The sequence below is a fragment of the Sinorhizobium chiapasense genome, from assembly GCF_036488675.1.
GTDB lineage: Bacteria > Pseudomonadota > Alphaproteobacteria > Rhizobiales > Rhizobiaceae > Sinorhizobium > Sinorhizobium chiapasense.
Genome location: NZ_CP133148.1, coordinates 4,109,861 through 4,136,399 on the forward strand (window position 1 = coordinate 4,109,861; position 26,539 = coordinate 4,136,399).

At 62.8% G+C, this 26,539-nt stretch carries 19 protein-coding genes; 7 read left to right on the forward strand and 12 right to left on the reverse strand.

The window, feature by feature from the left end; translation table 11 throughout:
• Window positions 1-38: 38 nt before the first annotated feature.
• Complete coding sequence (locus RB548_RS19470; RefSeq protein WP_331372837.1) at window positions 39-482, reverse strand: MarR family winged helix-turn-helix transcriptional regulator; 444 nt, start codon at window positions 480-482, stop codon at window positions 39-41.
• A gap of 497 nt (window positions 483-979) precedes the next feature.
• Between RB548_RS19470 and polA the strand changes: the two genes are divergently transcribed.
• Window positions 980-3,994 (forward strand): DNA polymerase I, encoded by a 3,015-nt coding sequence (gene polA, locus RB548_RS19475; RefSeq protein WP_331372838.1) that lies wholly within the window; start codon window positions 980-982, stop codon window positions 3,992-3,994.
• Window positions 3,995-4,070: 76 nt separating this feature from the next.
• Here the strand turns inward: polA and RB548_RS19480 are convergent, their stop codons facing one another.
• Complete coding sequence (locus RB548_RS19480) at window positions 4,071-5,084, reverse strand: chemotaxis protein CheB (RefSeq protein WP_331372839.1); 1,014 nt, start codon at window positions 5,082-5,084, stop codon at window positions 4,071-4,073.
• A gap of 246 nt (window positions 5,085-5,330) precedes the next feature.
• On the opposite strand from RB548_RS19480, the gene RB548_RS19485 reads away from it, so the two are divergent.
• Together RB548_RS19485 and RB548_RS19490 are read left to right on the forward strand one after the other, a co-directional pair.
• Window positions 5,331-8,822: a chemotaxis protein CheB gene (locus RB548_RS19485; RefSeq protein ID WP_331372840.1), complete on the forward strand. Its 3,492-nt coding sequence runs from the start codon at window positions 5,331-5,333 to the stop codon at window positions 8,820-8,822.
• Complete coding sequence (locus RB548_RS19490; RefSeq protein ID WP_331372841.1) at window positions 8,806-9,192, forward strand: response regulator; 387 nt, start codon at window positions 8,806-8,808, stop codon at window positions 9,190-9,192. The genes RB548_RS19485 and RB548_RS19490 overlap by 17 nt, the downstream gene beginning before the upstream one ends.
• A 10-nt stretch (window positions 9,193-9,202) precedes the next feature.
• Here RB548_RS19490 and RB548_RS19495 read toward each other — a convergent pair whose 3' ends face one another.
• The 9 genes from RB548_RS19495 to RB548_RS19535 all read right to left on the reverse strand — a co-directional run bounded on the left by RB548_RS19495 (window position 9,203) and on the right by RB548_RS19535 (window position 21,350).
• A complete protein-coding gene (locus RB548_RS19495; RefSeq protein WP_331372842.1) occupies window positions 9,203-9,835 on the reverse strand; it encodes a TetR family transcriptional regulator in 633 nt (210 codons plus the stop codon).
• A gap of 150 nt (window positions 9,836-9,985) precedes the next feature.
• The gene (locus RB548_RS19500; protein ID WP_331372843.1) at window positions 9,986-13,150 is read right to left on the reverse strand and encodes an efflux RND transporter permease subunit; all 3,165 of its coding nucleotides are present in this window, start codon (window positions 13,148-13,150) and stop codon (window positions 9,986-9,988) included.
• A 10-nt stretch (window positions 13,151-13,160) separates the two neighbouring features.
• On the reverse strand, window positions 13,161-14,381 hold the full coding sequence (locus RB548_RS19505; protein WP_331372844.1) for an efflux RND transporter periplasmic adaptor subunit: 1,221 nt from the start codon (window positions 14,379-14,381) through the stop codon (window positions 13,161-13,163).
• Window positions 14,382-14,827: 446 nt separating this feature from the next.
• The gene (locus RB548_RS19510; protein WP_331372845.1) at window positions 14,828-15,838 is read right to left on the reverse strand and encodes an ABC transporter ATP-binding protein; all 1,011 of its coding nucleotides are present in this window, start codon (window positions 15,836-15,838) and stop codon (window positions 14,828-14,830) included.
• A gap of 16 nt (window positions 15,839-15,854) precedes the next feature.
• Complete coding sequence (locus tag RB548_RS19515; protein WP_408642427.1) at window positions 15,855-16,868, reverse strand: Gfo/Idh/MocA family protein; 1,014 nt, start codon at window positions 16,866-16,868, stop codon at window positions 15,855-15,857.
• 47 nt (window positions 16,869-16,915) lie between these two features.
• Window positions 16,916-17,755, reverse strand: a complete 840-nt coding sequence (locus tag RB548_RS19520) for a carbohydrate ABC transporter permease (protein ID WP_283961032.1) — start codon at window positions 17,753-17,755, stop codon at window positions 16,916-16,918.
• Window positions 17,756-17,768: 13 nt separating this feature from the next.
• Window positions 17,769-18,719, reverse strand: a complete 951-nt coding sequence (locus tag RB548_RS19525) for a carbohydrate ABC transporter permease (RefSeq protein WP_331372847.1) — start codon at window positions 18,717-18,719, stop codon at window positions 17,769-17,771.
• A 421-nt stretch (window positions 18,720-19,140) separates the two neighbouring features.
• Window positions 19,141-20,400, reverse strand: coding sequence for an ABC transporter substrate-binding protein (locus tag RB548_RS19530; protein WP_331372848.1), 1,260 nt, complete (start codon window positions 20,398-20,400; stop codon window positions 19,141-19,143).
• Between the two features lie 50 nt (window positions 20,401-20,450).
• Window positions 20,451-21,350 (reverse strand): N-acetylmuramic acid 6-phosphate etherase, encoded by a 900-nt coding sequence (locus RB548_RS19535; protein WP_331372849.1) that lies wholly within the window; start codon window positions 21,348-21,350, stop codon window positions 20,451-20,453.
• 196 nt (window positions 21,351-21,546) lie between these two features.
• On the opposite strand from RB548_RS19535, the gene RB548_RS19540 reads away from it, so the two are divergent.
• The 4 genes from RB548_RS19540 to nagA are packed head-to-tail and all read left to right on the forward strand — an operon-like array spanning window position 21,547 to window position 25,411.
• Window positions 21,547-22,431, forward strand: a complete 885-nt coding sequence (locus RB548_RS19540; protein ID WP_331372850.1) for an N-acetylglucosamine kinase — start codon at window positions 21,547-21,549, stop codon at window positions 22,429-22,431.
• Entirely contained in the window at window positions 22,428-23,192 is a 765-nt protein-coding gene (locus tag RB548_RS19545; RefSeq protein ID WP_283961037.1) for a GntR family transcriptional regulator, read from the forward strand. The genes RB548_RS19540 and RB548_RS19545 overlap by 4 nt, the downstream gene beginning before the upstream one ends.
• 39 nt (window positions 23,193-23,231) lie before the next feature.
• Window positions 23,232-24,254 carry an SIS domain-containing protein gene (locus RB548_RS19550; protein WP_331372851.1) on the forward strand — a complete coding sequence of 341 codons (1,023 nt, stop codon included), beginning with the start codon at window positions 23,232-23,234 and terminating at the stop codon, window positions 24,252-24,254.
• On the forward strand, window positions 24,251-25,411 hold the full coding sequence (nagA, locus tag RB548_RS19555) for an N-acetylglucosamine-6-phosphate deacetylase (RefSeq protein ID WP_331372852.1): 1,161 nt from the start codon (window positions 24,251-24,253) through the stop codon (window positions 25,409-25,411). The genes RB548_RS19550 and nagA overlap by 4 nt, the downstream gene beginning before the upstream one ends.
• A gap of 6 nt (window positions 25,412-25,417) precedes the next feature.
• Here the strand turns inward: nagA and RB548_RS19560 are convergent.
• Window positions 25,418-26,366 (reverse strand): IS630 family transposase gene (locus RB548_RS19560; protein ID WP_331372853.1). Its coding sequence is split into 2 segments (ribosomal slippage): window positions 25,418-26,029 and window positions 26,031-26,366, totalling 948 coding nucleotides; the frame shifts between segments, so codons are not numbered across the junction.
• Window positions 26,367-26,539: the final 173 nt, after the last annotated feature.

A 26,539-nucleotide genomic window follows, 5' to 3' on the forward strand; every position in this document is an offset into this window, starting at 1 on the left:
AAATCGCCGCTGCAACGGTAAATTGTCGGCGCGAGGAATCAGGAAACGTCGCCGTTGCGGGCGGTATTGGCGAGCGCCATGCGCATGTATTCGAGCATCAGTTCCCTTTCGAAGCGGCGAAAGCCTGACAGCAGGGATTGCTCCGCCGCGAGTGCGGCTTCCTTCGCCGCCGCCTCGATCTCTCTCGCCCGTTCCGTCAGGAAGATCTGTTGCGAGCGCCGGTCGCTCGGGTGTTTGCGGCGGCTGATGAGCCCGTCGCGCTCCATGCGGGCGAGCGTGTTGGCCATGGTCGCCTGCTCTATGTCCAGCCGATCGAGGAGCTGCTTTTGCGTCAGGCCCTCCTCCGACCAGAGTTCAAGCAGAACCGGAAACTGGCCGGGCGCGAAGCCGAGCTTCTGCCCCCGCTCCTGCAGGGCGCGCGAGAAGCCTTTTGCCAGCAGACTGGCCAGGTAGGTCGCAGATTCCATACGATTGAAGGCCATAGCCTAATCGGTACGCGTGAACCGGAGCGAAGACAAGTTTCAAAGCTGGCGATGAAATTGAAATATCCCCGACTTCACAGGGATTTGAGCGGAACAATGAGGCGCGAATGCGAGCGGAAAAACGTGCGCACTTTTCCTCAGTGCGCTCTCCGGTTGGACAACAAAAAACCGTCGCGGCGCGGAGGCGGCGCCGTGACGGCTCTTTGAAAGCAGGACAAAGGCCCGGAGAGGGGGATAAGGCCTTTGTCCACATCTGGTGCGGGCGGGGGACAGGCCAATCACCAGACGACGGCATCATTTCAGTGCCGTTCGATAATAATTTGAGGAGCCAAATGTGGCTTTTCAAGGATTGTCCGACTGAATCGCACATTACAAATGCGTAACGTTTCCGTGAGCCTTCGGACGGCGTCGGCGTCCGCCCCGTCACTGGCCCAGATAGGCACTGGCGGCGAAAACCGCAATGGACGTTTGCCTCACCCCGCGCTATCCATGGCCGCATGAAAAACGGTGATCACCTCTTCCTCGTCGACGGCTCCGGCTTCATCTTCCGGGCCTTCCATGCCATCCCGCCGCTCAACCGCAAGTCCGACGGCCTTCCGGTCAATGCGGTTGCCGGCTTCTGCAACATGCTCTGGAAGCTCCTGACCGACGCGCGCGATACGTCGGTCGGCGTGGCACCGACGCATTTCGCGGTGATTTTCGACTATTCCTCGAAGACCTTCCGCAACGTGCTTTACGACCAGTACAAGGCGAATCGCACCGCGCCGCCCGAAGATCTGATCCCGCAGTTCGGGCTGATCCGGCATGCCACCCGCGCCTTCAACCTGCCTTGCATCGAGAAGGAAGGCTATGAGGCGGACGACCTGATCGCGACCTACGCCCGCCTTGCCGAAGAGGCGGGCGCCGGTGTCACGATCGTTTCCTCGGACAAGGACCTGATGCAGCTGGTGACCTCCAGGGTGTCGATGTACGACAGCATGAAGGACAAGCAGATCACGATCCCCGACGTGATCGAAAAATGGGGCGTGCCGCCGGAGAAGATGATCGATCTCCAGGCGATGACGGGCGATTCGACCGACAACGTCCCGGGGATCCCCGGCATCGGACCGAAAACCGCTGCCCAACTGCTCGAAGAATACGGCGACCTCGACACGTTGCTTGCGCGCGCTGGCGAAATCAAGCAGCAGAAGCGACGCGAGAGCATTGTCGCCAATGCCGAGCTTGCGCGCCTTTCCCGCCAACTCGTGACCTTGAAGAAGGATACTCCTCTCGACGTTCCGCTTGAGGACCTGAGACTCGAGCCGCAAAACGGCCCGAAGCTCATCGCCTTCCTGAAGACCATGGAATTCAATACGCTGACGCGCCGTGTCGCAGCGGCGACGGATACCGACGCTGAGGCCGTCGAAGCGGCGTATGTGCCGGTCGAATGGGGCATGGAAGCGCACGGGCCGGACCTCGACACCGGCGAGGCGGCCGGCCCGCCGCCTTCCACCCAATCGTCGAGCGCGGCGCCGCCGCGCGGGCAGGCAGCCAAGGCGGCCGTCTCGCTCCTCGCGAGCGGCCAGGATGCAGACGTTACCGGCGCGACGCCCCAGGGGCTCGCGCGGGCGCGCGCCGAATTCTTTGCCACCGCCCCCTTTGATCATTCCAGCTACGTCACCGTTCGCGATCTTGCCACGCTCGACCGATGGATCGCCGATGCGCGTGACGCCGGCGTGGTTGGATTCGACACGGAAACGACGTCGCTCGACGCCATGCAGGCGGATCTGGTCGGCTTCTCGCTGGCGATCGCCGACTATGCGGACAATCCCTCCGGCACGAAAATCCGTGCCGCTTACGTACCACTGATCCACAAGAGTCGCGCCGGCGATCTGCTTGGCGGCGGTCCCCTCGAAGATCAGGTCCCGGTGGGCGAGGCGCTGAGCCGGCTAAAGACCTTGCTCGAGGAGCCTTCGGTGTTGAAGGTGGGGCAGAACCTGAAGTTCGACTATCTCCTGATGAAGCGGCATGGCATCGCCGTGAAGAGCTTCGACGACACCATGTTGATGTCCTATGTCATCGATGCCGGCAACGGCGCTCACGGCATGGATTCGCTTTCCGAGCGGTGGCTCAATCACAAGCCGATCGCCTACAAGGATATCACCGGCAGCGGCCGGTCTTCGCTCACCTTCGACTTCGTCGATATCGACAGGGCGACGGCCTATGCGGCGGAAGAGGCGGACGTGACGCTGCGCCTCTGGCACGTGCTGAAGCCGCAACTTTCTTCCAAGGGGCTGACGCGCGTCTATGAGCGGCTCGAAAGACCGCTGGTCGCGGTTCTTGCCCTTATGGAGGAGCGCGGCATCACCGTCGATCGCCAAATTCTCTCGCGCCTCTCGGGAGAGCTTGCGCAGGGTGCTGCGGCGCTCGAGGACGAGATCTACCGCCTGGCCGGCGAAACTTTCACCATCGGTTCACCGAAGCAGCTTGGCGACATTCTGTTCGGCAAGATGGGGCTGCCAGGCGGCTCGAAAACCAAGACCGGTCAGTGGTCGACCTCGGCGCAAGTTCTCGAAGAGCTCGCCGCCGAAGGCCATCACCTGCCGCGCAAGATCGTCGACTGGCGCCAGCTCACCAAGCTGAAATCGACCTATACCGACGCGCTGCCGGGCTTCGTCCATCCGCGAACGCGGCGCGTACATACGTCCTATGCGCTGGCCGCGACGACCACGGGCCGCCTTTCCTCGGCCGACCCCAACCTGCAGAACATTCCGGTGCGCACCGTCGAGGGCCGCAAGATCCGCACCGCCTTCATCGCGACGCCGGGACACAAGCTGGTTTCGGCGGACTACAGCCAGATCGAGCTTCGGGTGCTCGCGCATGTGGCGGATATTCCGCAGCTCCGCCAGGCCTTCGCCGACGGCGTCGACATCCACGCGATGACCGCTTCCGAGATGTTCGGGGTTCCCGTCGACGGGATGCCGGGCGAAATCCGCCGCCGCGCCAAGGCGATCAATTTCGGCATCATCTACGGCATCTCCGCCTTCGGTCTTGCCAACCAGCTTTCGATCGAACGTTCGGAGGCGAGCGAATACATCAAGAAGTATTTCGAGCGCTTCCCCGGTATCCGCGACTACATGGAGAACACCAAGGCCTTCGCGCGTGAGCACGGATATGTCGAAACGATCTTCGGCCGTCGCGCCCACTATCCCGATATCCGCTCCTCCAATCCGTCGCATCGCGCCTTCAACGAACGCGCCTCGATCAACGCGCCAATCCAGGGCTCTGCCGCCGACATCATCCGCCGCGCCATGGTGAAGATGGAGCCGGCGCTGGGCGAGGCGAAGCTGTCCGCGCGGATGCTCCTGCAGGTCCACGACGAATTGATCTTCGAGGTCGAGGACGGCGAAATCGAGCGCACCATCCCTGTGATCGTCTCGGTGATGGAAAACGCCGCCATGCCGGCGCTCAACATGAAGGTGCCGCTGAAGGTCGATTCTCGCGCCGCGCATAACTGGGAGGAGGCGCACTGAGTATCATCATGCAGTAGAGCGGAATTCGTCCCCCAATCCTTACCCCGGGGCAAGTGGTTGGGGGGCTTGTTGGCATCTACTCTGCATTGTCGACCTTGTCGGTGGGCATGTCGGCTTTGGCAAGAATCGCGCCGCGCAAGGTTTCGGCGTGCGCTCTGATTTCTTCCGCCCGCTGCTTGTTTGCTCTGGCGGCCGCGTCCAGCCCGCTGCGCCAGGCGTCGTCCGCCATCTTCTCGCAGAGCGTCACCCTTTCCTCGATGATCCTGAGCGCAACCCTCATCGCCTCGTCCACGGCCCCCTCCTTCTCGGTAGCCAGTGTCTCGGATGTGTAGGCGTGGCCGACCTGGCAGCGAAATCTGAGAGGCGGCCAGCTCCTGATTTCGGAAAGCACACCGCCGCAGGCTGGACATGAGAGGGGTACGGCGTCTGCGATCGTGTCGATCGCCGCCGGAGTGACCGGGCGGCCGAGCGCTATTTCGACCTCCAGCCTGATATCGGGCGGTATGGAAACAGCGGGACCTGGCTCTTCGCCGGTGAGCTTGAGCAGCAGCGAGGGGAGGTCCGCGAGCGGAGCCCGATAGTCGACATCGCTGGTTTGGAGCGCTCCCATGGGCATGCCGGGTTCAACCGCGTCCGACGGATTTTGGACAACGGTCACGCCGCCGCATCGCTTGAGGTCGGCGAGGCCGGCCGCTCCGTCATTCAACATGCCGGTCAGCACGACCCCCACCGCCCTTGGCCCGTAGCTCAGGCCAACGGATCGAAAGAGCGGATCGACTGCCGGTCGAGAGAGATTCTCCCGCGGCCCGCGGCCGAGCCGAATTCTGTTGTCGAGGACGAGGAGATGATGGTCGGCCGGCGCAACATAAACCCATCCACGCTCGACATGCTCGCCATCGACCGCTGTTTTGACGGCAATCTCCGCATGCTGGTTGAAAATATCGGCGAGCAGATCTTTGCCGCGCGCGCCCACATGAATGACGACGAATACAGTGGCGGCGCAGTCGGTAGGAAGCTCGCGAAGCAGATGTTTCAATGCACCGATTGCTCCCATCGACCCGCCTATCGCGATCACGTCGCGGTGGGCCATGGTATGCTCCATTCACCTACAACGCTCCACGCGCGCATAGGTTCGATGCCGCTGTAGGGAAGATTTTCCCAATACCTCTATTGGTGGCCACCCGTTCGCGGTTATAAGTAGATCACGTCGGAACGCGCCGTTCGGTGTAGAATGGTCGCCTATCCGGCTCTGAAGGTTACCGAAAATCCCGCAAACGAGCCCACGATCGAGCACCCATCGGGGCCCCGTTGAGCGGATTGCCGGGGGAGGTGAAGCATGGGGCAGGAATCGGATCCGCCGATCGTAGGCATCGGAGCTTCGGCAGGGGGTGTCCATGCGCTTCAGACCTTCTTCGACCATTTGCCGGCCGAGACCGATGCGGCCTTCGTGGTCATTGTCCATCTCGATCCTGACGCCAGGAGCGAGCTTGCCAACATCCTGGCGTCACGCACGAAGATGCAGGTGACACAGGTCGAAGACCATGCGCGCCTTGAAAGCAACCGTGTCTACGTGATCGCGCCGAACCGGCGGCTAAATATCGCTGACGGCACGATTTCCGCACAGCCGTTCGAGGAGGCGCGGGCGCATCGAGCGCCGATCGATCTCTTTTTCCGATCGCTTGCGGAGCAGCATGGAACAGCTTTCGCCGTAATTCTCACCGGCGCAGGGGCGGACGGCGCGATCGGCGTCAAGGCCATAAAGGAGGCGGGCGGCATCGTGCTCGTCCAGGATCCGAACGAGGCGGAATATGCCTCGATGCCCCGCAATGCCATTGCCACGGAGGTCGCCGACTTCGTGCTGCCGGTCCAAGAGCTTCCCGAACGACTGGCCGAGCTTTTGGCCAATCGGGCACCGCTTCCATCCGCCGAGGGACGTTCCAGCGTTGAAGATATCCTCGCGCGGATTCTCGCGCATGTGCGCGCCAGAACCGGGCACGATTTCTCGCAGTACAAGCGAGCGACCATTCTGCGTCGCGTCGGCCGGCGGGCGCAGGTGACCAGGAAGGAGTCGATCGCGGAATATTATGCCTATCTGCGCGAGAACGTGGAGGAGGCGCAGGCTCTCTTCAGCGACTTCCTGATTTCCGTCACCACGTTCTTTCGCGATCCGGCCGCCTTCAAGTCGCTCGCCGACAATATCGTTCCGCAACTGTTCGACGGAAAGGAAGCCGGTGACAGCATCAGGGTCTGGGTTCCCGGCTGCGCCACCGGAGAGGAGACCTATACGATCGGCATCCTGCTGCTCGAGGAAGCCGCTCGTCGCGACCTTACGCCGGAAATCCAGGTGTTCGGCTCAGACCTCGATGGCGGGGCCTTGGCGATCGCACGCGAGGGCCGGTTTCCGGCGACGATCGAAGGAGATCTTTCAGAGGAGAGATTGCGCCGGTTCTTCCAGCGTGAGGGCGACCACTATCGCGTCCGCCGGGAGCTGCGCGATGTGGTCCTGTTCGCGAGCCACAGCCTGCTCCGAGATCCGCCGTTCTCCCACCTGGACATGATTTCCTGCCGCAATCTCCTGATCTATCTCGACCGGCAGCTTCAGCAGCAGGTTTGCAGCACATTTCACTACGCGCTCAATCCGGGCGGGTACCTTTTCCTCGGATCGTCGGAAAGCGCCGACCATCCGGCCGGGCTCTTCCGCACGGTCGACCGTGAGGCGCGGATTTACCGATCGATTGCGGGCGCCGGAGAGCGCCGCCCGACACTGCCGGTGCTTCTCGGTCCGCACCAGACGGCCGAAAGAGCTCCGGTCGTCGCCCGCCCGCCTTCACCCTCCGGCAGCTTCAGCGACGCCGCCTTGCACCGCCAGATGCTCGAAAAGATCGCCCCGCCGAGCATGCTGGTGGACGAGAGTCATCGGGCGATCCACCTTTCCGAAAGCGCCGGCCGCTTCCTGCAACCGTCGGGCGGGCCGATCAGCACGGATGCGACGGATCTTGTGCGCGAGGAGTTCCGCTTCGACCTCAGGGCGGCGCTGCATCGGGCCTTCGAGCGAAACGAAGCGACCTTGAGCATGCCGATCCTCGCACAAGTCGACGGGCAGCCGCATCGCGTCTACCTTCAGGTGAAGCCGGTTCTTCAGGGAAGCGACCCGACGCGGCATGCCTTGGTGCTCTTCATCGAAGGTGAGGCTATCGACAAGGGCGAAAACGCCGTTTCCGAGACAGGCGACGGGCATCCGGCTGCCAACCAGACGATCCGGCAGTTGCAGGAGGAACTGCAGCTCGCGCAGAACCGGCTGCGGGTGACGCGGGAAGAATCCGAGGCGGCCAACGAGGAACTGCGCGCCGCAAACGAAGAACTCCAGTCGATGAACGAGGAATACCGTTCGACGGCCGAGGAACTCGAGACGAGCAAGGAGGAACTGCAGTCCATCAACGAAGAGCTGCAGACGGTCAACAACGAGCTGAAGGTGAAGCTGGAAAGCGTCTCGCGCGCTCACAGCGATCTGCAGAATCTCATGGCGGCGACCGATGTCGCGACACTTTTCCTCAATCCATTGCTCCGCATCAAACGCTTCACCCCGCGTCTGACGGAGATTTTCAACGTCACCGCCAATGATGAAGGACGGCCCATCACCGACTTCACCCATCAACTTGAATATGACGCTCTCGCCGATGACGCGCGCTCTGTCCTTGAGCACCTCGCGCCCATAGAACACGAGGTCAAGGGCCGCAACGGCCGCTGGTATCTGGTGCGGATGCGCCCCTATCGCACGATAGACGACAAGATCGACGGTGTCGTGGCTACCTTCGTTGACATCACCGAACGGCGTCAGGCCGAAGAAAATGCACGGGAGAGCAAGCAGCGTCTCGATCAGGAAGCGCGACTTGTGGAGCTTTCACGGTCACCGATATTCGTCTGGGATTACGACGACGGCATCAAACAGTGGAACCGAGGCAGCGAGGAGCTCTACGGCTATTCGCGGGAAGAGGCCATCGGAAGAGAAAAGGAAAAGCTGCTGAAGACCAAGGTTCCCGGCTCCTCTTTCGAGAATTTGCTGCAGGCGCTTCTGGCAGACGGTCACTGGAGCGGCGAACTGCGCCACACGACAAAGGAAGGGCATGTCCTGACGGTGGAGAGCCAGATCGAGCTCCTGCCGGTGGGAGAGCGGCGCCTCGTTCTCGAGAGCACCCGTGACGTGACCGATCGCAAGCGGTGGGAGCAGCGCCGACAGCTGCTGGTGAACGAGCTTAGCCATCGCGTCAAGAATACGCTGGCCGTCGTGCAATCGCTCGCGCGCCAGACGATGCGCACCTCGGATTCGCAGGAGGACTTCGTCGAGCGTTTCGAAGGACGCCTCGCAGCTCTGGCAAGCGCGCATAAGCTGCTCGTCGAATCGGAATGGAGCGGCGCCGAGCTCAGCGCACTGGCGCTCAGCCAGCTTGAGGCCTACACCGGTAGCGACGGGCGCAAACTGCAACTCGAAGGCGAGCCTGTGACGCTTCCGCCGGATACAGCGACGCCTTTCGGCCTCGTTCTCCATGAACTTGCCACCAATGCCGCGAAATACGGAGCTTTCGCGACCGAAAACGGGCAGGTCAAGCTCAGTTGGAAGCGCCGGAACAATAACCGCCAACTGACCGTTAGGTGGGAGGAACACGGTGGTCCGCCGGTCGAGCCGCCAGGCGAGCAGGGTTTCGGCGGCGTGTTGATCGAAAAGAGTTTGCCCGGAGCTACGGTTCATCGTGATTTCCAGCCTGATGGGGTCGTCTGCACGATCGACATCGAGCTTCCGGAGATCCCGCAAAATGGTGCGGACCGCTGACGAGAACCAAGCTCTTTGCGGCGTCAGAATTCTGATCGCTGAGGACGAGATCTTGATCGCACTCGACATGGAGGCCGCGTTTCGCGACGCCGGCGCCGACGTCGTCGGTCCGTGTACAACGATCGCGGCCGCGCTGGATGCGGTCAGGAACGAAGCACTATCGCTTGCCGTACTCGACATCCGTCTTGGTCAAGTCACGACCGAGGAGGTCAGCGATCTGCTTGCCGAACGAGGCGTCCCCTTCCTCTTCTACAGCGGGCAAGCGTTGCCTGTGGAAATGCAACGGAAATGTAACGGCGCGCTCGTCGTCGACAAGCCGGCCGCCCAGCAGGACCTCGTTGGCGCTGCCGCCAAACTGCTGGCCGCCTAGGCCATTCCGCTCAGGCTGCGGACTCCGCGGGCTGTATCGTCCGGAAGCTGGTGAAGAGGCGTTTGAGTGCGTCGCGACCTTCGGCCGCCAGATCGAATCGACGTCCGAACAGCAGCCATTCGGTGCATAGCCCCATCATCAGCCAGCGCAACGCGCGCGCGGCGGATGCCGGCGTCCAGTTGGCTTGCAGTTGCCCCCGTTCGAGCGCACGCGCGAAGGCGAGTTCAAGCACGGCGTCGTGCCGCTCGTCGATTTCCTTCTGCCGCACCAGCACCGCAGACATGTCGCTGTCGTAGTCGCATCGCAGCATGATCGCGAGAATGCGCTGCCGCTGCTCGTCCCTGGCAAGCGTCTCCAGCCAATCGACGGTCGCGCTTTCGACGATCGCGAGCGTGTCGGAAGCCTCGGTCTCGATCTCGCGCGCGATCATGTCTTCCTGCGGCAGAGGCACGGCATCGTAGAGCGCCAGGAAGAGATCGGTCTTGTTGGCGAAGTGCCAGTAGATGGCGCCGCGCGTAACCCCGGCAGCCTTGGCCACCTCCTCAAGCGTCGTATTGGAAACACCCTTGGCGTAAAACACCCGCTCGGCGGCGTTCAGGATCTTCTGTCGTGTTGCCTCGGCGTCGGCCTTGGTTCGGCGCATGCAATTCTCCCAGATCACGTGATTTTGGGTCGGATCGACCCAAAATCTTAAACGTGATCGATTCAAAAAAGTTAGAGCGTGATGCGGGCGGAAAACCGCTCACGCTCTAGCGCGACGGCCCGCCGGATGAGGCGGGCCGTCGATCGTCGATCACTCGGCAGCGTCGGCGATCTCGGTTGCGGTATCCTCAACCGGGGCCGTTTGCGGCCCGGTCGTTGCCGCGCTCTTCCGCCCGAACATCTTCATGATGAACACGAAGAAGATCGGGACAAAGAAGATCGCCAGCACCGTTGCCGAGATCATGCCGCCCATGACGCCGGTGCCGATGGCGCGCTGGCTGCCGGAGCTTGCGCCCGTCGCGATCGCCAGCGGCAGAACGCCGAGGGTGAAGGCGAGCGAGGTCATCAGGATCGGCCGGAAGCGCAGGTGCGCCGCTTCGAGCGTTGCGTCGATTAACGACTTGCCCTGGTCACGCAGTTCCTTGGCGAACTCGATGATCAGGATGGCGTTCTTCGCCGAGAGGCCAATGATCGCGATCAGGCCGACCTTGAAGTAGACATCGTTCGGCATGTCCCGCATCGTGACCGCGAGCACGGCGCCGATGACGCCGAGCGGCACGACCATAATCACCGAGACAGGAATGGACCAGCTCTCGTAAAGCGCCGCCAGGCACAGGAAGACGAGCAGGCAGGACAGCGCGATCAGGAGCGGCGCCTGCGAGCCCGACTGAATTTCCTGCAGCGACTGACCGGTCCATTCGTAACCGAAGCCCGCCGGAAGCTGGGCCGCCAAGCGTTCCATTTCGGCAATCGCATCGCCCGAGGAATAGCCGGGAGCGGCTTCGCCGCTGATGCGGACCGCCGGATAGCCGTTATAGCCTACCGTCTGGGTCGGAGCCTTGATCCACTCGACGCTTGCAAAGGCGGAGAGCGGAACCATGCCGCCGTTCGAGTTGCGAACGTTGAGGTTCAGGAGATCCGCGGTCTGCATGCGCTTCGTCTCGTCCGCCTGCACCGTCACGCGCTGCATGCGGCCGGCATTCGGGAAGTCGTTGACATAGGACGAGCCGAGATTGGTCGAGATCGTCGAGTTGATGTCGGCAAAGGTCACGCCGAAGGTGTTGGCCTTCTCGCGATCGATATTGACGGTAACCTGCGCTGCATCGGGCATGCCCTCGAAACGGACGCCGGTCAGCACGTTGCTCTGAGAGGCAAGCCCGAGCAGCTGGTCGCGTGCCTGGGCGAGTGCTGTTTCGCCGAGCCCGCCGCGATCCTGCAGGCGGAAGGAGAAGCCGCCGGTCGTGCCGAGGCCCTGGATCGCCGGCGGCGACAGGGCGAAGCTGATCGCGTCCTTGATCTGGCTCATCGCCATCGTGGCGCGCCCGGCGATCGACTGCGCCGCATTGTTGGCGTCACGCTCGCTCCAGTCCTTGAGCGTCACGAAGGCGAGGCCCGCATTCTGCCCGGTGCCGAAGAAGGAGAAACCGTTGATCGCAACGATCGTGTCGACTGCCTTCTCCTGGCCGAAGATCTTCTCCGCCTGCTCGATGGCCTCGGTCGTACGGTTCCCGGTCGCTTCCGAAGGCAATTGCATCATGACGATGACAAAGCCCTGGTCCTCGTCCGGCAGGAAGGACGAAGGCAGCTGCAGGAAGGCCCAGCCAAGTCCCGCGAGCAGTGCCAGGTAAATGACCATGAAGCGGCCGGTGCGGTGCACCACGCCTCTGACGACGCGGGTATAGCCATGCGACGTGCGGTCGAAGCTCCGGTTGAACCAGCCGAAGAAGCCGCGCTTGGCGTGATGATGGCCCTTCGGAACCTGCTTCAGGAAGCTCGCGCAGAGCGCGGGTGTCAGCGAGAGGGCGAGCAGCGCCGAGAACAGGATCGAGACGACCATGGTCAGGCTGAACTGGCGGTAAATCACGCCGACGGCGCCCGGGAAGAAGGCCATCGGGATGAACACGGAAGCGAGCACCAGCGTGATGCCGATCACCGCGCCGGTAATCTGCTTCATCGCCTTGCGTGTGGCTTCCTTCGGCGTCAGCCCCTCTTCCGACATGATGCGCTCGACGTTCTCGACGACGATGATCGCGTCGTCGACGAGGATGCCGATCGCCAGCACCATGCCGAACATCGTCAAGACGTTGATCGAGAAGCCCATCGCCAGCATCACCGCACAGGTGCCGAGAAGGGCGACCGGTACGACGATCGTCGGGATGATCGTGTAGCGGACGTTCTGAAGGAACAGGAACATCACCAGGAAGACGAGGCCGACAGCCTCGACAAGGGTATGCAGCACCTTCTCGATCGACACCGCGACGAAGGGCGACGTGTCGTAGGGAATGGAATACTCCAGCCCCGGCGGGAAGAATTCCGCGAGTTCGTCCATGCGCGCCTTGATCGCAGCCGAGGTCGACATCGCATTGCCGCTCGGCGAGAGCTGCACGGCAATGGCCGCCGAGGGCTTGCCGTTGAGGCGCGTCGAGAAGGAATAGCTCTCCCCGCCGATTTCGAGGCGCGCGACATCGCGCAGCCGCACGGCGGAGCCGTCGGCATTGGCGCGAAGCACGATGGCGCCGAATTCCTCAGGAGTCGAAAGCTGACCCTTGATGACGACCGGAGCGGCGATCTGCTGCGTGATCGGGTTCGGCTGGGCGCCGATCGAGCCCGAAGCGATCTGGGCGTTCTGTGCCTGGATCGCCGCCGTCACGTCGGCTGCCGTCAAATTGAGGCCGAGCATCTTGTCCGGATCAAGCCAGACGCGCATCGAGCGTTCGGTCGCAAAGAGCTGTGCACGGCCGACGCCGGGCACGCGCTGGATTTCGCTGAGCACGTTGCGGCTCAGATAATCACCGAGGCCCGTCGCGTCCAACGACCCGTCAGTCGAGGTAAGCGAGATGATCAGGAGGAAGCCGGAACCGGCTTCGTCCACCTGCACGCCCTGCTGCCTGACCGAATCGGGCAGGCGCGGCTCGACGCGCTGTACGCGGTTCTGGATGTCGACCGAGGCCTGGCTGGGGTCGGTGCCGGGCGCGAAAGTCGCGCTGATTTCGGCCGAGCCGGAAGAACTCGTCGTCGATTCGAAATAAAGCAGGCCCTCGACGCCGTTCAGTTCGTCCTCGATCAGACGTGTGACGCTCTGATAGGTGTCCTGCGAGGATGCGCCGGGGTAGCTGGTGTTGATCGAGATTTGCGGCGGCGCCACGTCCGGATATTGCGAGACCGGCAGGAGCGGAATCGCAATGATGCCGGCGAGCATGATGAAGATCGCCACCACCCAGGCAAAGATCGGCCTGTCGATAAAGAAACTGGGCATGTTCAAGCTCTCACTTCACTTCAGTGGCGGGCTTTTCGCCGTCGGCTGCCGAAGCGCTGGCCTGTTCGGCCGCGGGCTTTGCATTCGGGTCCCAGTCGGAGGGCTGCACAGGCGCACCCGGGCCGACCTTCTGGAAGCCCTCGACGATCACCTTTTCGCCGGCCTTGAGACCGGAGGTCACCTGCCAGCGTTCGCTGACCGTGCGTCCAAGCGTGACGTTGCGGAATTCGACCTTGTTGTCGGCGCTTACGACGTAGACTTGGGACTGGCCGGCATTGTTGCGCTGGACAGCCTGCTGCGGCACGGTGATCGCATCCTTCTCCAATCCCTGCTGGATCTGCACGCGCACATACATGCCCGGCAGCAGATCGTTGTTGGGGTTCGGGAACTCACCGCGCAGCGTCACCTGGCCGGTGGTCGCGTCCACGGCAGCTTCGGAGAAGAGCAGCTTGCCCTTCAGCGCATAAGGCGTTCCGTCGTCGAGGATGAGCTGGACTTCGGCTTCGTTGTCGGAGCTCATCATCTGACCGTCCTTGAGCGCCTTGCGCAGGCGGATGAGGTCAGTCGCCGACTGGGTGAAGTCGGCATAGATCGGGTCGAGCTGCTGGATCGTCGCAAGGTTCTGCGTGTCGGTCGCACTGACCAGGGCGCCTTCGGTGATGAGCGCCCGGCCGATCCGGCCGCCGATCGGCGCCGTGACATTCGCATATTGCAGGTTGAGCTTCGCATCGGCGAGACCCGCCTGGGCGATGCCGACATCGGCCTCCGCCTGGGCGACCGCTGCAATCGCATCATCGAACTGCTGAATTGCCGTGAACTGCGCGTCCTTCAATCGAGACTGCCGATCGGCGGTCCGCTTGGCCTGGTCGAGCACCGCCTGCGCCCGCTTCAGCGTGGCCTCGGCACTGTCGACCTTCACCTGGAAGGGGGCCGGGTCGATCCGATAAAGCACATCGCCTTCCTTGACGATGGTGCCCTGCTCGAACACGCGCTCGACGACGATCCCGGAAACCCGCGGCCGAACCTCGGCAATGCGCGTCGCAGTGATGCGGCCCGGCAGTTCATTGGTGATCGGCAGAGCTTCCGCGGCCGTCGTGTATACGGCCACGGCCGACGGCGGGAAGGCAGCGGCGGCCTGTTGTTCTTCATTCTTCTGGCAGCCGGCGAGAAAAATCACAGTTGCCAGGGTCGCGGCCAGTGTCGGTCGTTTCATACGCATCGCAATGTCCATAATCAAAGGACCGCCCGCAGCCGTTGCACCTTGCAATTTTGCGCGGTCCGAAAGTGAGATGAAGCGGATCCGGTATCGGCGTGGGAACATACCGGGAGGCTAATATACAGACACAAATGTATGTTAAATTCTCCCGCAGTGCAACAGGATTTCGATACCGTATGAACGGGCAAAAAAAGTGAAGAGCCGCAATGCCTTAGACGCTGCGGCTCGTGACAATCACTCAGCCGTGATGCCTGTCGAAAGGCATGTGGAGACCGGCGTCCGCCCCTCATCCGGCTGCCGCCACCTTCTCCCCTCAGGACTCGTGGCGACAGCTTCGCCACGAAATTAAGGCATGAGCAGCAGCGTCTGGTGTCCCCTCGCCCCGCTTGCGGGGAGAGGGCTAGGGTGAGGGGCAATTCTCCGCGTGTGCGCCGATTATGTGGGCCCGCGGCCCGCCAGTATCACTGACCGGAATTGATTACCCGATCGTCGGCGTCGAAACGGTGCATGCCGCCGATGATCGGCGTCGCATAGACGATATCGTCCTCGGCATAGCGATGTTCGCCGAACAGTCGCACGGTGATCGTGCCGACCTCTTCCGAATCGAGATAGACGATCGTGTCGGCGCCGAGATGTTCGACGTGGATGACCTTGCCCTTCCAGTTGCCGCTCTCGCGGGAAAGCCCGATATGCTCGGGCCGGATCCCGATTGTCTTGGCTTGCGTGTCGCCGAGCCGCCCGCCCTCGATGAAATTCATCTGCGGCGAACCGATGAAGCCGGCGACGAAGACGTTGGCCGGGCGATTATAGAGTTCCATCGGCGAACCGACCTGCTCGACGCGTCCGGCATTCAGGACGACGATCTTGTCGGCGAGCGTCATGGCCTCGACCTGGTCATGGGTGACGTAGATCATCGTTGCCTTGAGGCTGCGGTGCAGCCGGGCGATCTCCAGGCGTGTATTGACGCGCAGCGCCGCATCGAGATTCGACAGCGGTTCGTCGAAGAGAAACAGTTTGGGCTCGCGAACGATCGCGCGGCCGATTGCCACGCGCTGCCGCTGCCCACCCGAAAGCTCCGCGGGACGGCGTGCTAGGTAAGGCTCCAGCGACAGCATGCCGGCCGCCTTGGCGACCTTCTCGTCGATCTCTTTCTTCGGCGCGCCCGCCTGCTTGAGGCCAAGCCCCATATTGTCCTTGACCGTCAGGTGCGGATAGAGCGCGTAGGACTGGAACACCATGGCGATGCCGCGCTTGGCCGGAGCCACATGGCCGACCTCCGCACCGTCGATCTGCACGCTGCCCGAGGTGGCGTCCTCGAGCCCGGCAATCGTGCGCAACAGCGTCGATTTTCCACAGCCGGAGGGGCCGACGAAAATGACGAACTCGCCGTCCTTGACCTCGAGGTCGATGCCTTTCAGCACTTCATGGCCGCCGAAGGCCTTGCGGATGGATTTGAGCTGCAGTGATCCCACGTGTTGCCCCTCTTGGTTAAAGCTTGACCGGCATGCCGGTGCGCACGCTTTCGTCCGCTGCGAGGCAGATCCTGAGCGACTGCACGGCGTCATCCATGTGGCGGTCGAGATTGATGTTTTCGCGAATGGCCTTGAGCACGAAGGCCTGCTCACGGTCGCAGAGTTCCTGGTGCCCCGGCTCTCCTTCCATGGTCAGGTCCTCGTCGGACTTGAGGAAGCGGCCGCCCGCTCCGGTCGCGGCGCTGTGCACGCGAATGACGGAGGTTTTGGTGTGGACGTCGATGTCGTCGGATTTGGCGTTCTGGTCCATGACGATCGAAACCGATCCGTTCGGCGAGATCACGTCCTTCACGAAGAAGGCGGTCTCGGAGATCATCGGTCCCCAGCCGGCCTCGTACCAGCCGACCGACCTGTCGTCGAAGATCACCTGCAGATGGCCGTAGTTGTACATGTCCGGCGCCACTTCGTCGGAGAGGCGCAGACCCATGCCGCGGACCTCGACCGGCCTGGCGTCGGTGATCTGGCACATGACGTCGACATAATGCACGCCGCAATCGACGATAGGGGGCGTAGTCTCCATCAGCGACTTGTGCGTTGCCCAGGTCGGCCCGCTGGACTGCTGGTTCAAGTTCATGCGGAAGACGTAAGGCCCCCCCAATTTCCGGGCCTCCGCGATCAGCCGCATCCAGGATGGATGGTGGCGCAGGATGTAGCCGATCACCAGCTTGCGGCCGTTAGCCCGTGCGCAGGCGACGACCCGCTCGGCATCGGCGACGGTCGTTGCAAGCGGTTTTTCGACAAAAACATGCGCGCCGGCTTCCATGGCCATGACGGCATAGTCCGCGTGGCTGTCGGAATAGGTGTTGATCGAGCAGAGTTCCGGTTTGAGTTCGAGGAGCGCCTCCGGAAAGGAGGGCAGGATTTCGTAGCCCGACAGTTGCTCCGGCAGGGCGACCTTCGAGCGGTTGACGAGGCCGACGATCTCGAAGCCGGGGTTGTGATGGTAGGCGAGCGCATGGCTGCGGCCCATATTGCCGAGGCCCGCGCAAAGAACGCGGAGCGGGTTGACGGGTGAACTCACTTGACTGCTCCTGCCGTGATGCCGCGGATCAGCTGCCGCGAGAAGATGACGTAGAGGATGAGGACCGGGAAGATCGCGAGCGACAGGGCGGAGAGCACTGCGTTCCAGTTGGTGACGAACTGCCCGATGAAAATCTGCGAGCCGAGCGTGACGGTCTTCGTCGTCTCCGCCGGTGCCAGGATCAGCGGAAACCAGAGATCGTTCCAGATCGGGATCATGGTGAAGACGGCGACCGTTGCCATCGCCGGCCGCACCAGCGGCAGCACCAGGCGGAAGAAGATCGCGTATTCCGAAAGCCCGTCGATACGTCCGGCATTCTTCAGGTCATCCGATACGGTGCGCATGAATTCCGAAAGGATGAAGACGGCAAGTGGCAGCCCCTGCGCCGTATAGACCAGGATCAGTGCCGTCAGCGTGTTGACGAGGCCGGTTGCGACCATGCCCTGCAGAATGGCGACGGTGCCGAGGCGGATCGGGATCATGATGCCGAGCGCCAGGTACAGGCCCATCAAGGCATTGCCGCGGAAGCGGTATTCGGAGAGCGCGAAGGCGGCCATGGCCCCGAAGAGCAGCACGAGCGCGATCGAGACGACCGTGACGATCGTGCTGTTCTGGAAATAGCCGATGAAATCGCCCTGCTTCAGCACCGTCTGGTAACCGATGAGGCTGAAGGTTTCGGGCGTCGGCAACGCCAGCGGCTCACGGAAGATCGCGTTTCGGCTCTTGAACGAGTTGACGATCGTCAGGAACACCGGAAACAGCGCGACGAGCGTGTAGGCGATCAGCGCGATATGGACGCCTGCAGTCCGACCAAGGGAGGCGCGTGCTTTCGACATAAAGGATCCTCCCTTAGAACTGGTAGCGACGCATGCGGCGCTGGACGACGAAGAGGTAGAGCGAGACGCCGGCGAGAATGATCAGGAACATGATCGCCGCGATGGTCGCGCCCATCGACCGGTCGCCGAGCTGCAGCTGGAAACCGAAGAAGGTTCGGTAGAGCAGGGTGCCGAGAATGTCGGTCGAGCCGTCCGGGCCGGCAAGTGCCCCCTGGACCGTGTAGATGAGGTCGAAGGCGTTGAAGTTGCCGACGAAGGTCAGGATCGAGACGATGCCGATCGCCGGCAGGATCAAGGGCAGCTTGATCTTCCAGAACTGGCTCCAGCCGGTGACGCCGTCGCATTCCGCCGCCTCGATCACCTCGTCGGGAATGTTGAGCAGCGCGGCGTAGATCAGCATCATCGGGATGCCGATATATTGCCAGACGGAGATCAGCGAGACCGCGATCAGCGCGGTGTCCGGCTTGCCGAGCCAGGGTGCGAACAGCCATTTCAGGCCGACGGTGTCGAGGAGGAAAGGGGCAACCCCCCAGATCGGCGACAGGATCAACTTCCAGATGAAGCCGACGATGACGAAGGATAAGAGTGTCGGCAGGAAGATGGCGGTGCGGTAGAAGGCGCTGAAGCGCAGCTTCGGGATCGACAGCATGGCGGCGAGCGCAATACCGATCGGATTCTGCACCGCCATGTGGATCAGGAAGAAGATGAAATTGTTCTTGAGCGCATTCCAGAAATCTGCGGCCCAGCGCGGGTCGCCGAAAAGCACATTGAAGTTGCCCAGGCCCACGAAGGTGTACTGGCCTTCGACCGTGTTGAAGAAGGACTGCCTCAGCGTCTCGATCAGCGGCAGGATCATCACCGCGGTATAGACGATCAGGGCCGGCAGCAGGAACACGAGGATGTGCCAGCGCCGGGGACGCTTGATCTCGCTGATGTCCGTCGTTTTGGTGTCGCTTGGGTTCATCGGCCTCTGGCCCGCTCTAAAACTGGCTGGCCATTATTGGCGCAGCTCCTATTTCGTCCGAAATGCAGCGCGCCGCATGACGCGCAAAACGTGCCGGTCCTTTGATTTAGGCCACCCGTTCGCGTTCGGCGGTTTGCCTGAACGCGGGATGTCCCGGTCATGGATCGGTTCGCCCCTTGCGCCTCTCGACTGGAGGGTGGCGCGGGTGCCCGGCTCGGCCGAGCATGACGTGCGATGCAGGCGAAGGCACCGCCATGACCATGGAAAATGCCGGCTGAGCCGAGCTCCCAGGTCCCCTCACGTCCGGCTTCGCACCGGACATCCAAACACAAATACCGCGTCGTTCACAGCGCACGACGGAAATTTCGTGCGAGAACAAGGGCGCGCGACCCGCGCGGGGACCGCGCGCCCCTTCCAAAGTTTATTTGGCCGGCTTGAACCAGCTGTCGAGGCCGTCCTGAAGCTTCTTCGCAGCGTCTTCCGGCGTCTGAGTGCCGTTGATGACGTTGGCCGATGCAACCCAGGTCTCGTTCTCGAGGTTCGGGGTTCCGCGCGACAGGATCTGGTAGGTCGAGCGGATCGTCGGCTTGCATTTTTCGCGCCAGGCGACGAATTCCTGGGCGAGCGGGTCGGCCATCTTCACCGCCGTCGAATTCAGGCTGAAGAAGCCCGGCAGCGCGTTTGCGTAGATTTCGGCGAATTCCGGCGAAGCGACCCAGGTGAGGAAGGTCTTGGCAGCTTCGGCGTTCGGGCTCTTGGCATTAAGGCCGATGCCGATGTCGTTATGGTCGGAGATGTAGCAGGTGTCTCCCGCCTTCTTCACCGGCGGCGGGAAGGCGCCCATCTTGAATTGTGCCTGGGTGTTGAAGCCGGAGATTTCCCACGAGCCGGCCGGATAGATCGCGGCGCGGCCGAGCGTGAAGAGGTTCTGGCTGTCCGGATAGGTCTGGGCTTCGAAGCCGTCACCCAGATAGTCCTTCCACTTGGCGAGCACGCGGAAAGGTTCGACCCATGCGTCGTCCGTCAGTTTCTGTTCGCCCTTGATCAGCGCCAGGCGGCCGTCCTCACCCTTCCAGTAGGTCGGGCCGATGTTCTGGTAGCCCATGGTCGCGGCTTCCCAGAGGTCCTTGGTGCCCATCGCCATCGGGATATAGTTGCCGTCGGCCTTGATCTTCTCGAGAGCGGCAAAGAACTCTTCTTCGGTCGTCGGTACCGAAAGGCCGAGCTGGTCGAACGCGTCCTTGTTGTAGATGAAGCCGTGGATGACCGAAGCCATCGGCACGCAGAAGGTCGTCTTGCCGTCGTCCGTCGTCCAGGCGGACTTCGCAACGTCGGAGAAGTTCTCCATGCCTGCCAAGCCGGTCAGGTCGGCGAGGTGCTTCTTGTTGTAAAGTTCGAGCGAAGCGTCGAAGGGGCGGCAGGTGATGAGGTCGCCGGCGGATCCGGCGTCGAGCTTGGCGTTGAGGGCGGCGTTATATTCGGTCGGGGCGGACGGCGAGAAGACGACCTTGATGCCCGGATTCTTCGCTTCGAAGGCGGGGATCAGCTTTTCCTGCCAGATGGCCAGGTCGTCGTTACGCCAGCTCTCGATCGTCAGCGTCGTGTCCTGGGCGTGGGCAAGCCCGGCCGAGCCGAGAATGCTCGACGCGAGCAGCAAGCCTTTCATTGTTGTGCGGGTCATGCATGTTCTCCCTTTTATAAGCGCCGCCACGGCGCGGTTCGGATCCCAGTTTATCGGCGCGAGACGGTTTCGATCGCCCGGCGCAAATTCTGATTGGCGTCTTTGAGTGCGGCTTCGGCGGCGGCGACATCCTCAGCTCCGGAGGCGAGCAGGATCGCGACCTTGACCGAACCAGAGGCCGCCTTGATCAGGCTGCCTGCCTCGGCGGCACTGACGCCGGTGATGTCGCAGACGATGCGCATCGCGCGCCCTTGCAGCTTGATGTTGTCGGCACGTAGATTGACCATGTGCCCGTCGAGCACATGGCCGAGATGGATGCCGACCAGCGTCGAAAACATGTTGAAGGCGACCTTCTGCGCCGTGCCTGCGCCCATGCGCGTCGATCCGGACACGACTTCCGGCGGCGTTTGCAGCAGAATGGAGACGTCAGCGTCCTTGAAAAGAGGCGCGCCGGCATTGTTGGCCATGGCGATGACCTTTGCGCCGCGCTTCTTCGCCTCGTCGGCAGCGGCGAGCGCATAGGGCGTCGAGCCGCTGGCGGAGACGGAGATGAGGCAGTCGCCGGCCGTTATTCCGGCGTTGCGCACATCGGCGCGTGCAAGATCCATGTCGTCTTCATAGCCGCCGGCGAGATCGCTGAGGCTTGCTGCACCGCCGGCGAGAAGAACGACGATCTGTTCTTGCGGAATGCCGTAGGTGCCGGGCAGCTCGAGCGCGTCCGCCATGGCCATCAGACCGGAGCTTCCCGCACCCGCATAGGCAAGCCGCCCGCCGGCGGAAAGGACTTGTACCGCAAGCGCTGCGGCCGCCGAGATCTGCTCGATCGCCGCGTCGACCGATTTCGTTGCCGCCTGTTGACCGGAGGCGAGCAGGCGAAGCGCGAGCGCCGGATGCATCACATCCAGGCCCTTCGCGTTATTGTGGCGCTCTTCGGTCTTTGCTGACGGCATTCGCTGTGTCTCCTCTCCGTGAATTAATGCCAAAAAAATACCAATTGTCTAGGAGAATTTTAATTTTTGTGGCTTGAGGCGACAAATATTGAAAATGTGTGCGGAAAAACAAGGATTTATTTCAAACATTAGTTGTCCGAAAAAATCTCGCTTGGTTATTGGTATTTTTTTGGTATCTTATCTGACGGAGGTGCCCATGACGTCTTATCTGATCGGAATCGATGGCGGCGGAACGAGTTGCCGGGCGGCCGCGGCCGCGCCGGACGGTCGGATTCTCGGCCGTGGAAAGGCTGGTGCCGCAAACATCCTCACCGATCCGGAGACGGCGCTTGCGAACATAACGGAGGCCTCGCGGGCCGCCTTCGAGAATGCCGGCATCGATCCTGCCGGGATCACGCAGGCCCGCGCGATCGTCGGCGTTGCGGGTCACAATGTCGGGGATGCCGTGCATTACGTGAAGCGGCGGCTCCCGTTCGCGGCGGCAGAGATCGAGTCCGACGGATTGATCGCGCTTCAGGGCGCGCTCGGCGAAAAGGACGGCGCGGTCGCCATTCTCGGGACGGGCACCATTTATATCGCGCGCCATGGCGAAGCCGTGAGCTATATCGGCGGCTGGGGCTTCACGATCGGCGATCACGGCAGTGGTGCGCGCATCGGTCATGCGCTGCTGCAGGAAAGCCTGCTTGCCTTCGATGGCATTCACGAGGGATCGCCGGTCACCGATTCCGTCATGGCTGAATTCAACAACGATCCGAGGGATGTCGTCGACTTCGCACGGCTGGCCAAGCCCGGCGAATTCGGACGCTATGCCCCGCGCGTCTTCGAACAGGCCGGACGTGGCGATGCCGTGGCACTGCGCCTGCTCGAAGCTGCTGCGACCACGGTCGACGAGGCGCTCGACGTGGTCGTGTCGAGAGGAAGCGAGCGGCTCTGCTTGCTCGGCGGCCTGGCGCCGCTTTATCGCCCGTGGCTTGCCGAGCGCCACCAGAAGCATTTTGTCGAAGCGGAGGCGGACGCCTTGACCGGAGCGGTGGCGCTCGCTGCTCGACGCTTCGGTTCCAGGCCGGAGGTCGGCGCATGACCCAGCAACTTGCCGCCATCCTGCCGCTGGAGGGCCTGCAGTCGGGTGGGGCCGGTCCGCTCTATCTGAAGCTCAGGCAGTCGCTCGAGGAAGCCATCCTTTCGGGCAAGCTCAACCACGGGGATGCGCTGCCGCCGGAGAGGGATCTTGCGGACTATGCCAATATCAGCCGGGTGACTGTGCGCAAGGCGGTCGATGACCTTGTGCGCGACGGCCTGCTCGTGCGCCGCCATGGCTCCGGGACCTTCGTCGTCAGACCCGTCTCGCGCGTCGAGCAGTCGCTGTCGAGGTTGACGTCCTTTACCGAGGACATGGCCAGGCGGGGCCTGAATGCGCGGGCGGAGTGGCTGGAGAGGGGACTGTTCCACCCGTCGCCTGACGAAATGATGACCCTCGGTCTTCCGGCCGATGCCCTCGTCGCGCGGTTGGGCCGCCTGCGCATCGCCGACGGCATGCCGCTGGCGATCGAGCGCGCCAGCATCTCGACCGAATTCCTGCCGGACCCGCTGGCTGTGACTTCGTCGCTCTATGCCGCCCTCGACAAGACCCGGTCCCGGCCCGTCCGGGCGGTGCAGCGCATTTCGGCCTGCAATATCAAGGATCCTGACGCGTCGATGCTCGGCGTTGCCGTCGGCGCCGCCGGCCTTTCCATCGAGCGCGTCTCCTATCTTGCATCGGGGCGCGTCGTTGAATTCACCCGCTCGCTCTACCGGGGCGATGCCTATGATTTTGTCGCGGAATTGACGCTTTCGGAGTCCTGATCCGCCCCGCCAGCAATGGCCAGCAAAAAGGAATGGATGATGCAAACCAACATGCGGCGAGAAATCGATGAAACCCCGGAGGCCGCTGCACGGTTGCTGGACAGTTCGGTCGACGCCCTGAAGGCGGCCGGTGCGGCGCTCAGGGCCAAGGATCCGGCGTTCCTCGTGACGATCGCCCGCGGCTCCTCCGATCATGCGGCGCTGTTCCTGAAATATGCGATCGAGCTCACGGCCGGCCGCCCGGTCGCTTCGCTTGGACCGTCGCTCGCTTCGATCTACGGCGCCAATCTGAAGCTCGGCGGTGCGGCGGCAATCGCGATCTCCCAGTCCGGCAAGAGTCCCGACATCGTGGCGATGGCGCAATCGGCGACACGCGCCGGTGCGGTGTCGATCGCCCTCACCAACACGGTGCCCTCGCCGATTGCCGAGGCCTGTACCCATCCTCTCGATATTCTCGCCGGCCCCGAACTCGCCGTCGCCGCGACAAAGTCCTATGTTAACTCGATCGTCGCGGGCCTTGCGGTGCTGGGCGAATGGACGGGAGATGCGGCGCTCAAGCGCGCCGTCGCCGATCTGCCGAATCAATTCGCCAAGGCCGTGAAGCTCGACTGGCAGGATTTCGCCGCCGATCTCGGGGAAGCCGAATCGCTTTACGTGCTAGGCCGCGGCCCGGCGCTGGCAATTGCGAGCGAAGCGGCGCTGAAATTCAAGGAAACGTCCGGCATGCATGCCGAAGCCTATTCCTCGGCGGAAGTGCTGCACGGTCCGGTGGCGCTGGTCGGCGCTAAATTTCCGGTGCTGGCGCTTGCCGCCCGCGACGCGGCCGAGGCCTCGGTGGTCGAAAGCGCCGACGGCATGAGCACCAAGGGCGCGGTCGTGCATGTCACTTCGGCGCGGGCCCAGAAGGCGAAACGCCTGCCCTTCGTCGAAACTGGACATCCGATCACCGATGCGCTGACGCTGATCCTGCCGTTCTACGGCTTCGTCGAATCCTGGTCGCGTTCGCGCGGCCTCGATCCGGATGCACCGGCAAGCCTCAAGAAGGTAACGGAGACACGATGACTGCGAAGAAGAAAATCACCGGCGCGCGGATCTTCGACGGCATCGACTGGCATGACGGCGCCGTCCTGGTCGTAGAGGCGGGTCGCGTGAAGGCGATCGTTCCGGCGTCGGCCGCGCCCACCGATGCCGACGCGGTCGACGCACACGGCCTGCTTCTCGTTCCCGGTTTCATCGACCTGCAGGTCAATGGCGGCGGCGGCGCGCTGCTCAACGAACAGCCGACCCTTGACGGGATCCGGCAGATCTGCACGGCGCATGCGAAATTCGGCACCACCGCGCTCCTGCCGACGCTGATCACGGACACGCGCGAAGTGCGCACCGCAGCCATCGAGGCCGGCCTCGAGGCAAAGAAGGCGGCGGTGGCCGGCTTTCTCGGCCTGCATCTGGAAGGCCCGCACCTGTCGATCGCCCGCAAGGGGGCGCATGACCCCTCGCTGATCCGCCCGATGGACGATGCCGACCTGGCGGAAATGGTCGCCTGCGCGCGCGCACTCGGCTGCCTGATGGTGACGGTTGCTCCGGAAAACGCCACACGAGAGCAGGTGCGTGCGCTTTGTGATGCCGGTGTCGTCGTCAGCCTCGGCCATACGGATGTCGGCTATGACACGGCTTGCAGCTACGCCAGGGCCGGCGCTCGGACGGTCACGCATCTCTTCAACGCGATGAGCGGTCTCGGCCACCGCGAACCCGGCGTCGTCGGCGCGGCGCTTGCCACGGGAACGCTGCATGCCGGTTTGATCGCCGATGGCTTCCATGTCGATCCGGCGTCGATGGGCATCGCGCTGCGAGGCAAGAAAGGTCCGGGACAGATTTTCCTGGTAACCGACGCGATGTCGCCGATCGGCACCGAGATGACCAGCTTCCATCTCAATGGCCGCCAAATCCTGCGCCAGGGCGGTCGCCTGACGCTTGCCGACGGGACGCTCGCGGGAGCAGACATCGACATGCTGTCATCGGTCCGCTTCGTGCACGAGAAGCTCGGCCTGCCGATCGAGGAAGCGGTCCGCATGGCCTCCGCCTATCCGGCCGACGTCATGGGCATTGCCTCCCATAAGGGCCGGCTGCTGCCCGGGACGGACGCCGATTTCGTGCTGCTGACGCCGGAACTTGGCATGAGGTCCACCTGGATCGCCGGAGAGCAGGTCTTCTCGGCTTAGAGCGTTTCATGTTTTGACGGAAGCGTAGCCGGCGTTTGCGAAGTAGTTGCTGCATTCGCCGGGTTGGATTGTCGTGACGAGAGAGCCAATGTGTCGCCAGGTGTCCTCGATTGTTCGCTTTTGTGCATGGCGCATCCAGTGCTTGATCTTGGCGAAGGCCTGTTCGATCGGATTGAGGTCGGGGGAATAGGGCGGCAGGAACCAAAGCCTTGCGCCGGCCGCTGTGACGATCTGACGGACGGCGGCAGATTTGTGGCTGCCGAGATTGTCCATGATGACAATGTCGCCAGGCTTGAGGATGGGCACGAGTTGTTGCTCGACATAGGCGCGGAAGCATTGGCCATTGATCGGCCCGTCGAAGACGCAGGGTGCGGTGAGCTGGTCGCAACGCAGTGCGCCCAGGAATGTCAGCGTGCGCCAGTGACCATGCGGGGCAAAGGCGCGCAAGCGTTTGCCCTTCGGACCCCAGCCGCGCAGCGGCGTCATGTTGGTCTTGATCCAGGTCTCGTCGATGAACACCAGCCGTCTGGGATCGAGACCAGCCTGCCATGCCTTCCAGCGCTGACGTCGGCGGGCAATGTCGGCGCGGGCCTGCTCAAGGGCGAACAGCGTTTTTTTTGAAGCGCAGCCCTTCGCGCCGGATGAACTGCCACACCGCATTGTGCGAAACAGCCACACCGCGCCGCGCCAGTTCAGCCTTCAGCCCATGCAGGGTCAGCTGCGGGTTCTGGGTGAGCCGCTCGGTGATGAACGCGCGATGTGGCTCCAGAATGCGCTTGCGATGGCCGCCCATCTTGCCCGGTGCGACAGAACCGGTCGCCCGATAGCGCCGCGACCACTTCACCACGGATGAGACCGATACGCCAAATCGCGACGCAACCGAACGGCAGTTCTCGCCTGCCAGAACTGCCGCAACAACACGCTCGCGAAGATCATTCGAAAGGGCTCGTGTCATCAGATGCTGGCCTCCGCCCAGCCAGCATCTTGAATCACAAAACCGACTTGCCGGGAATCCCATCCGATTCACTTAAGCAATGAAACGCTCTAGTGCCTCGGCTGTAGTTCCCCAACCCCTCCCCACAAGGGGGAGGGGCTTACCCGGTCGCTCCGACTCGGGTGTTCATGGCC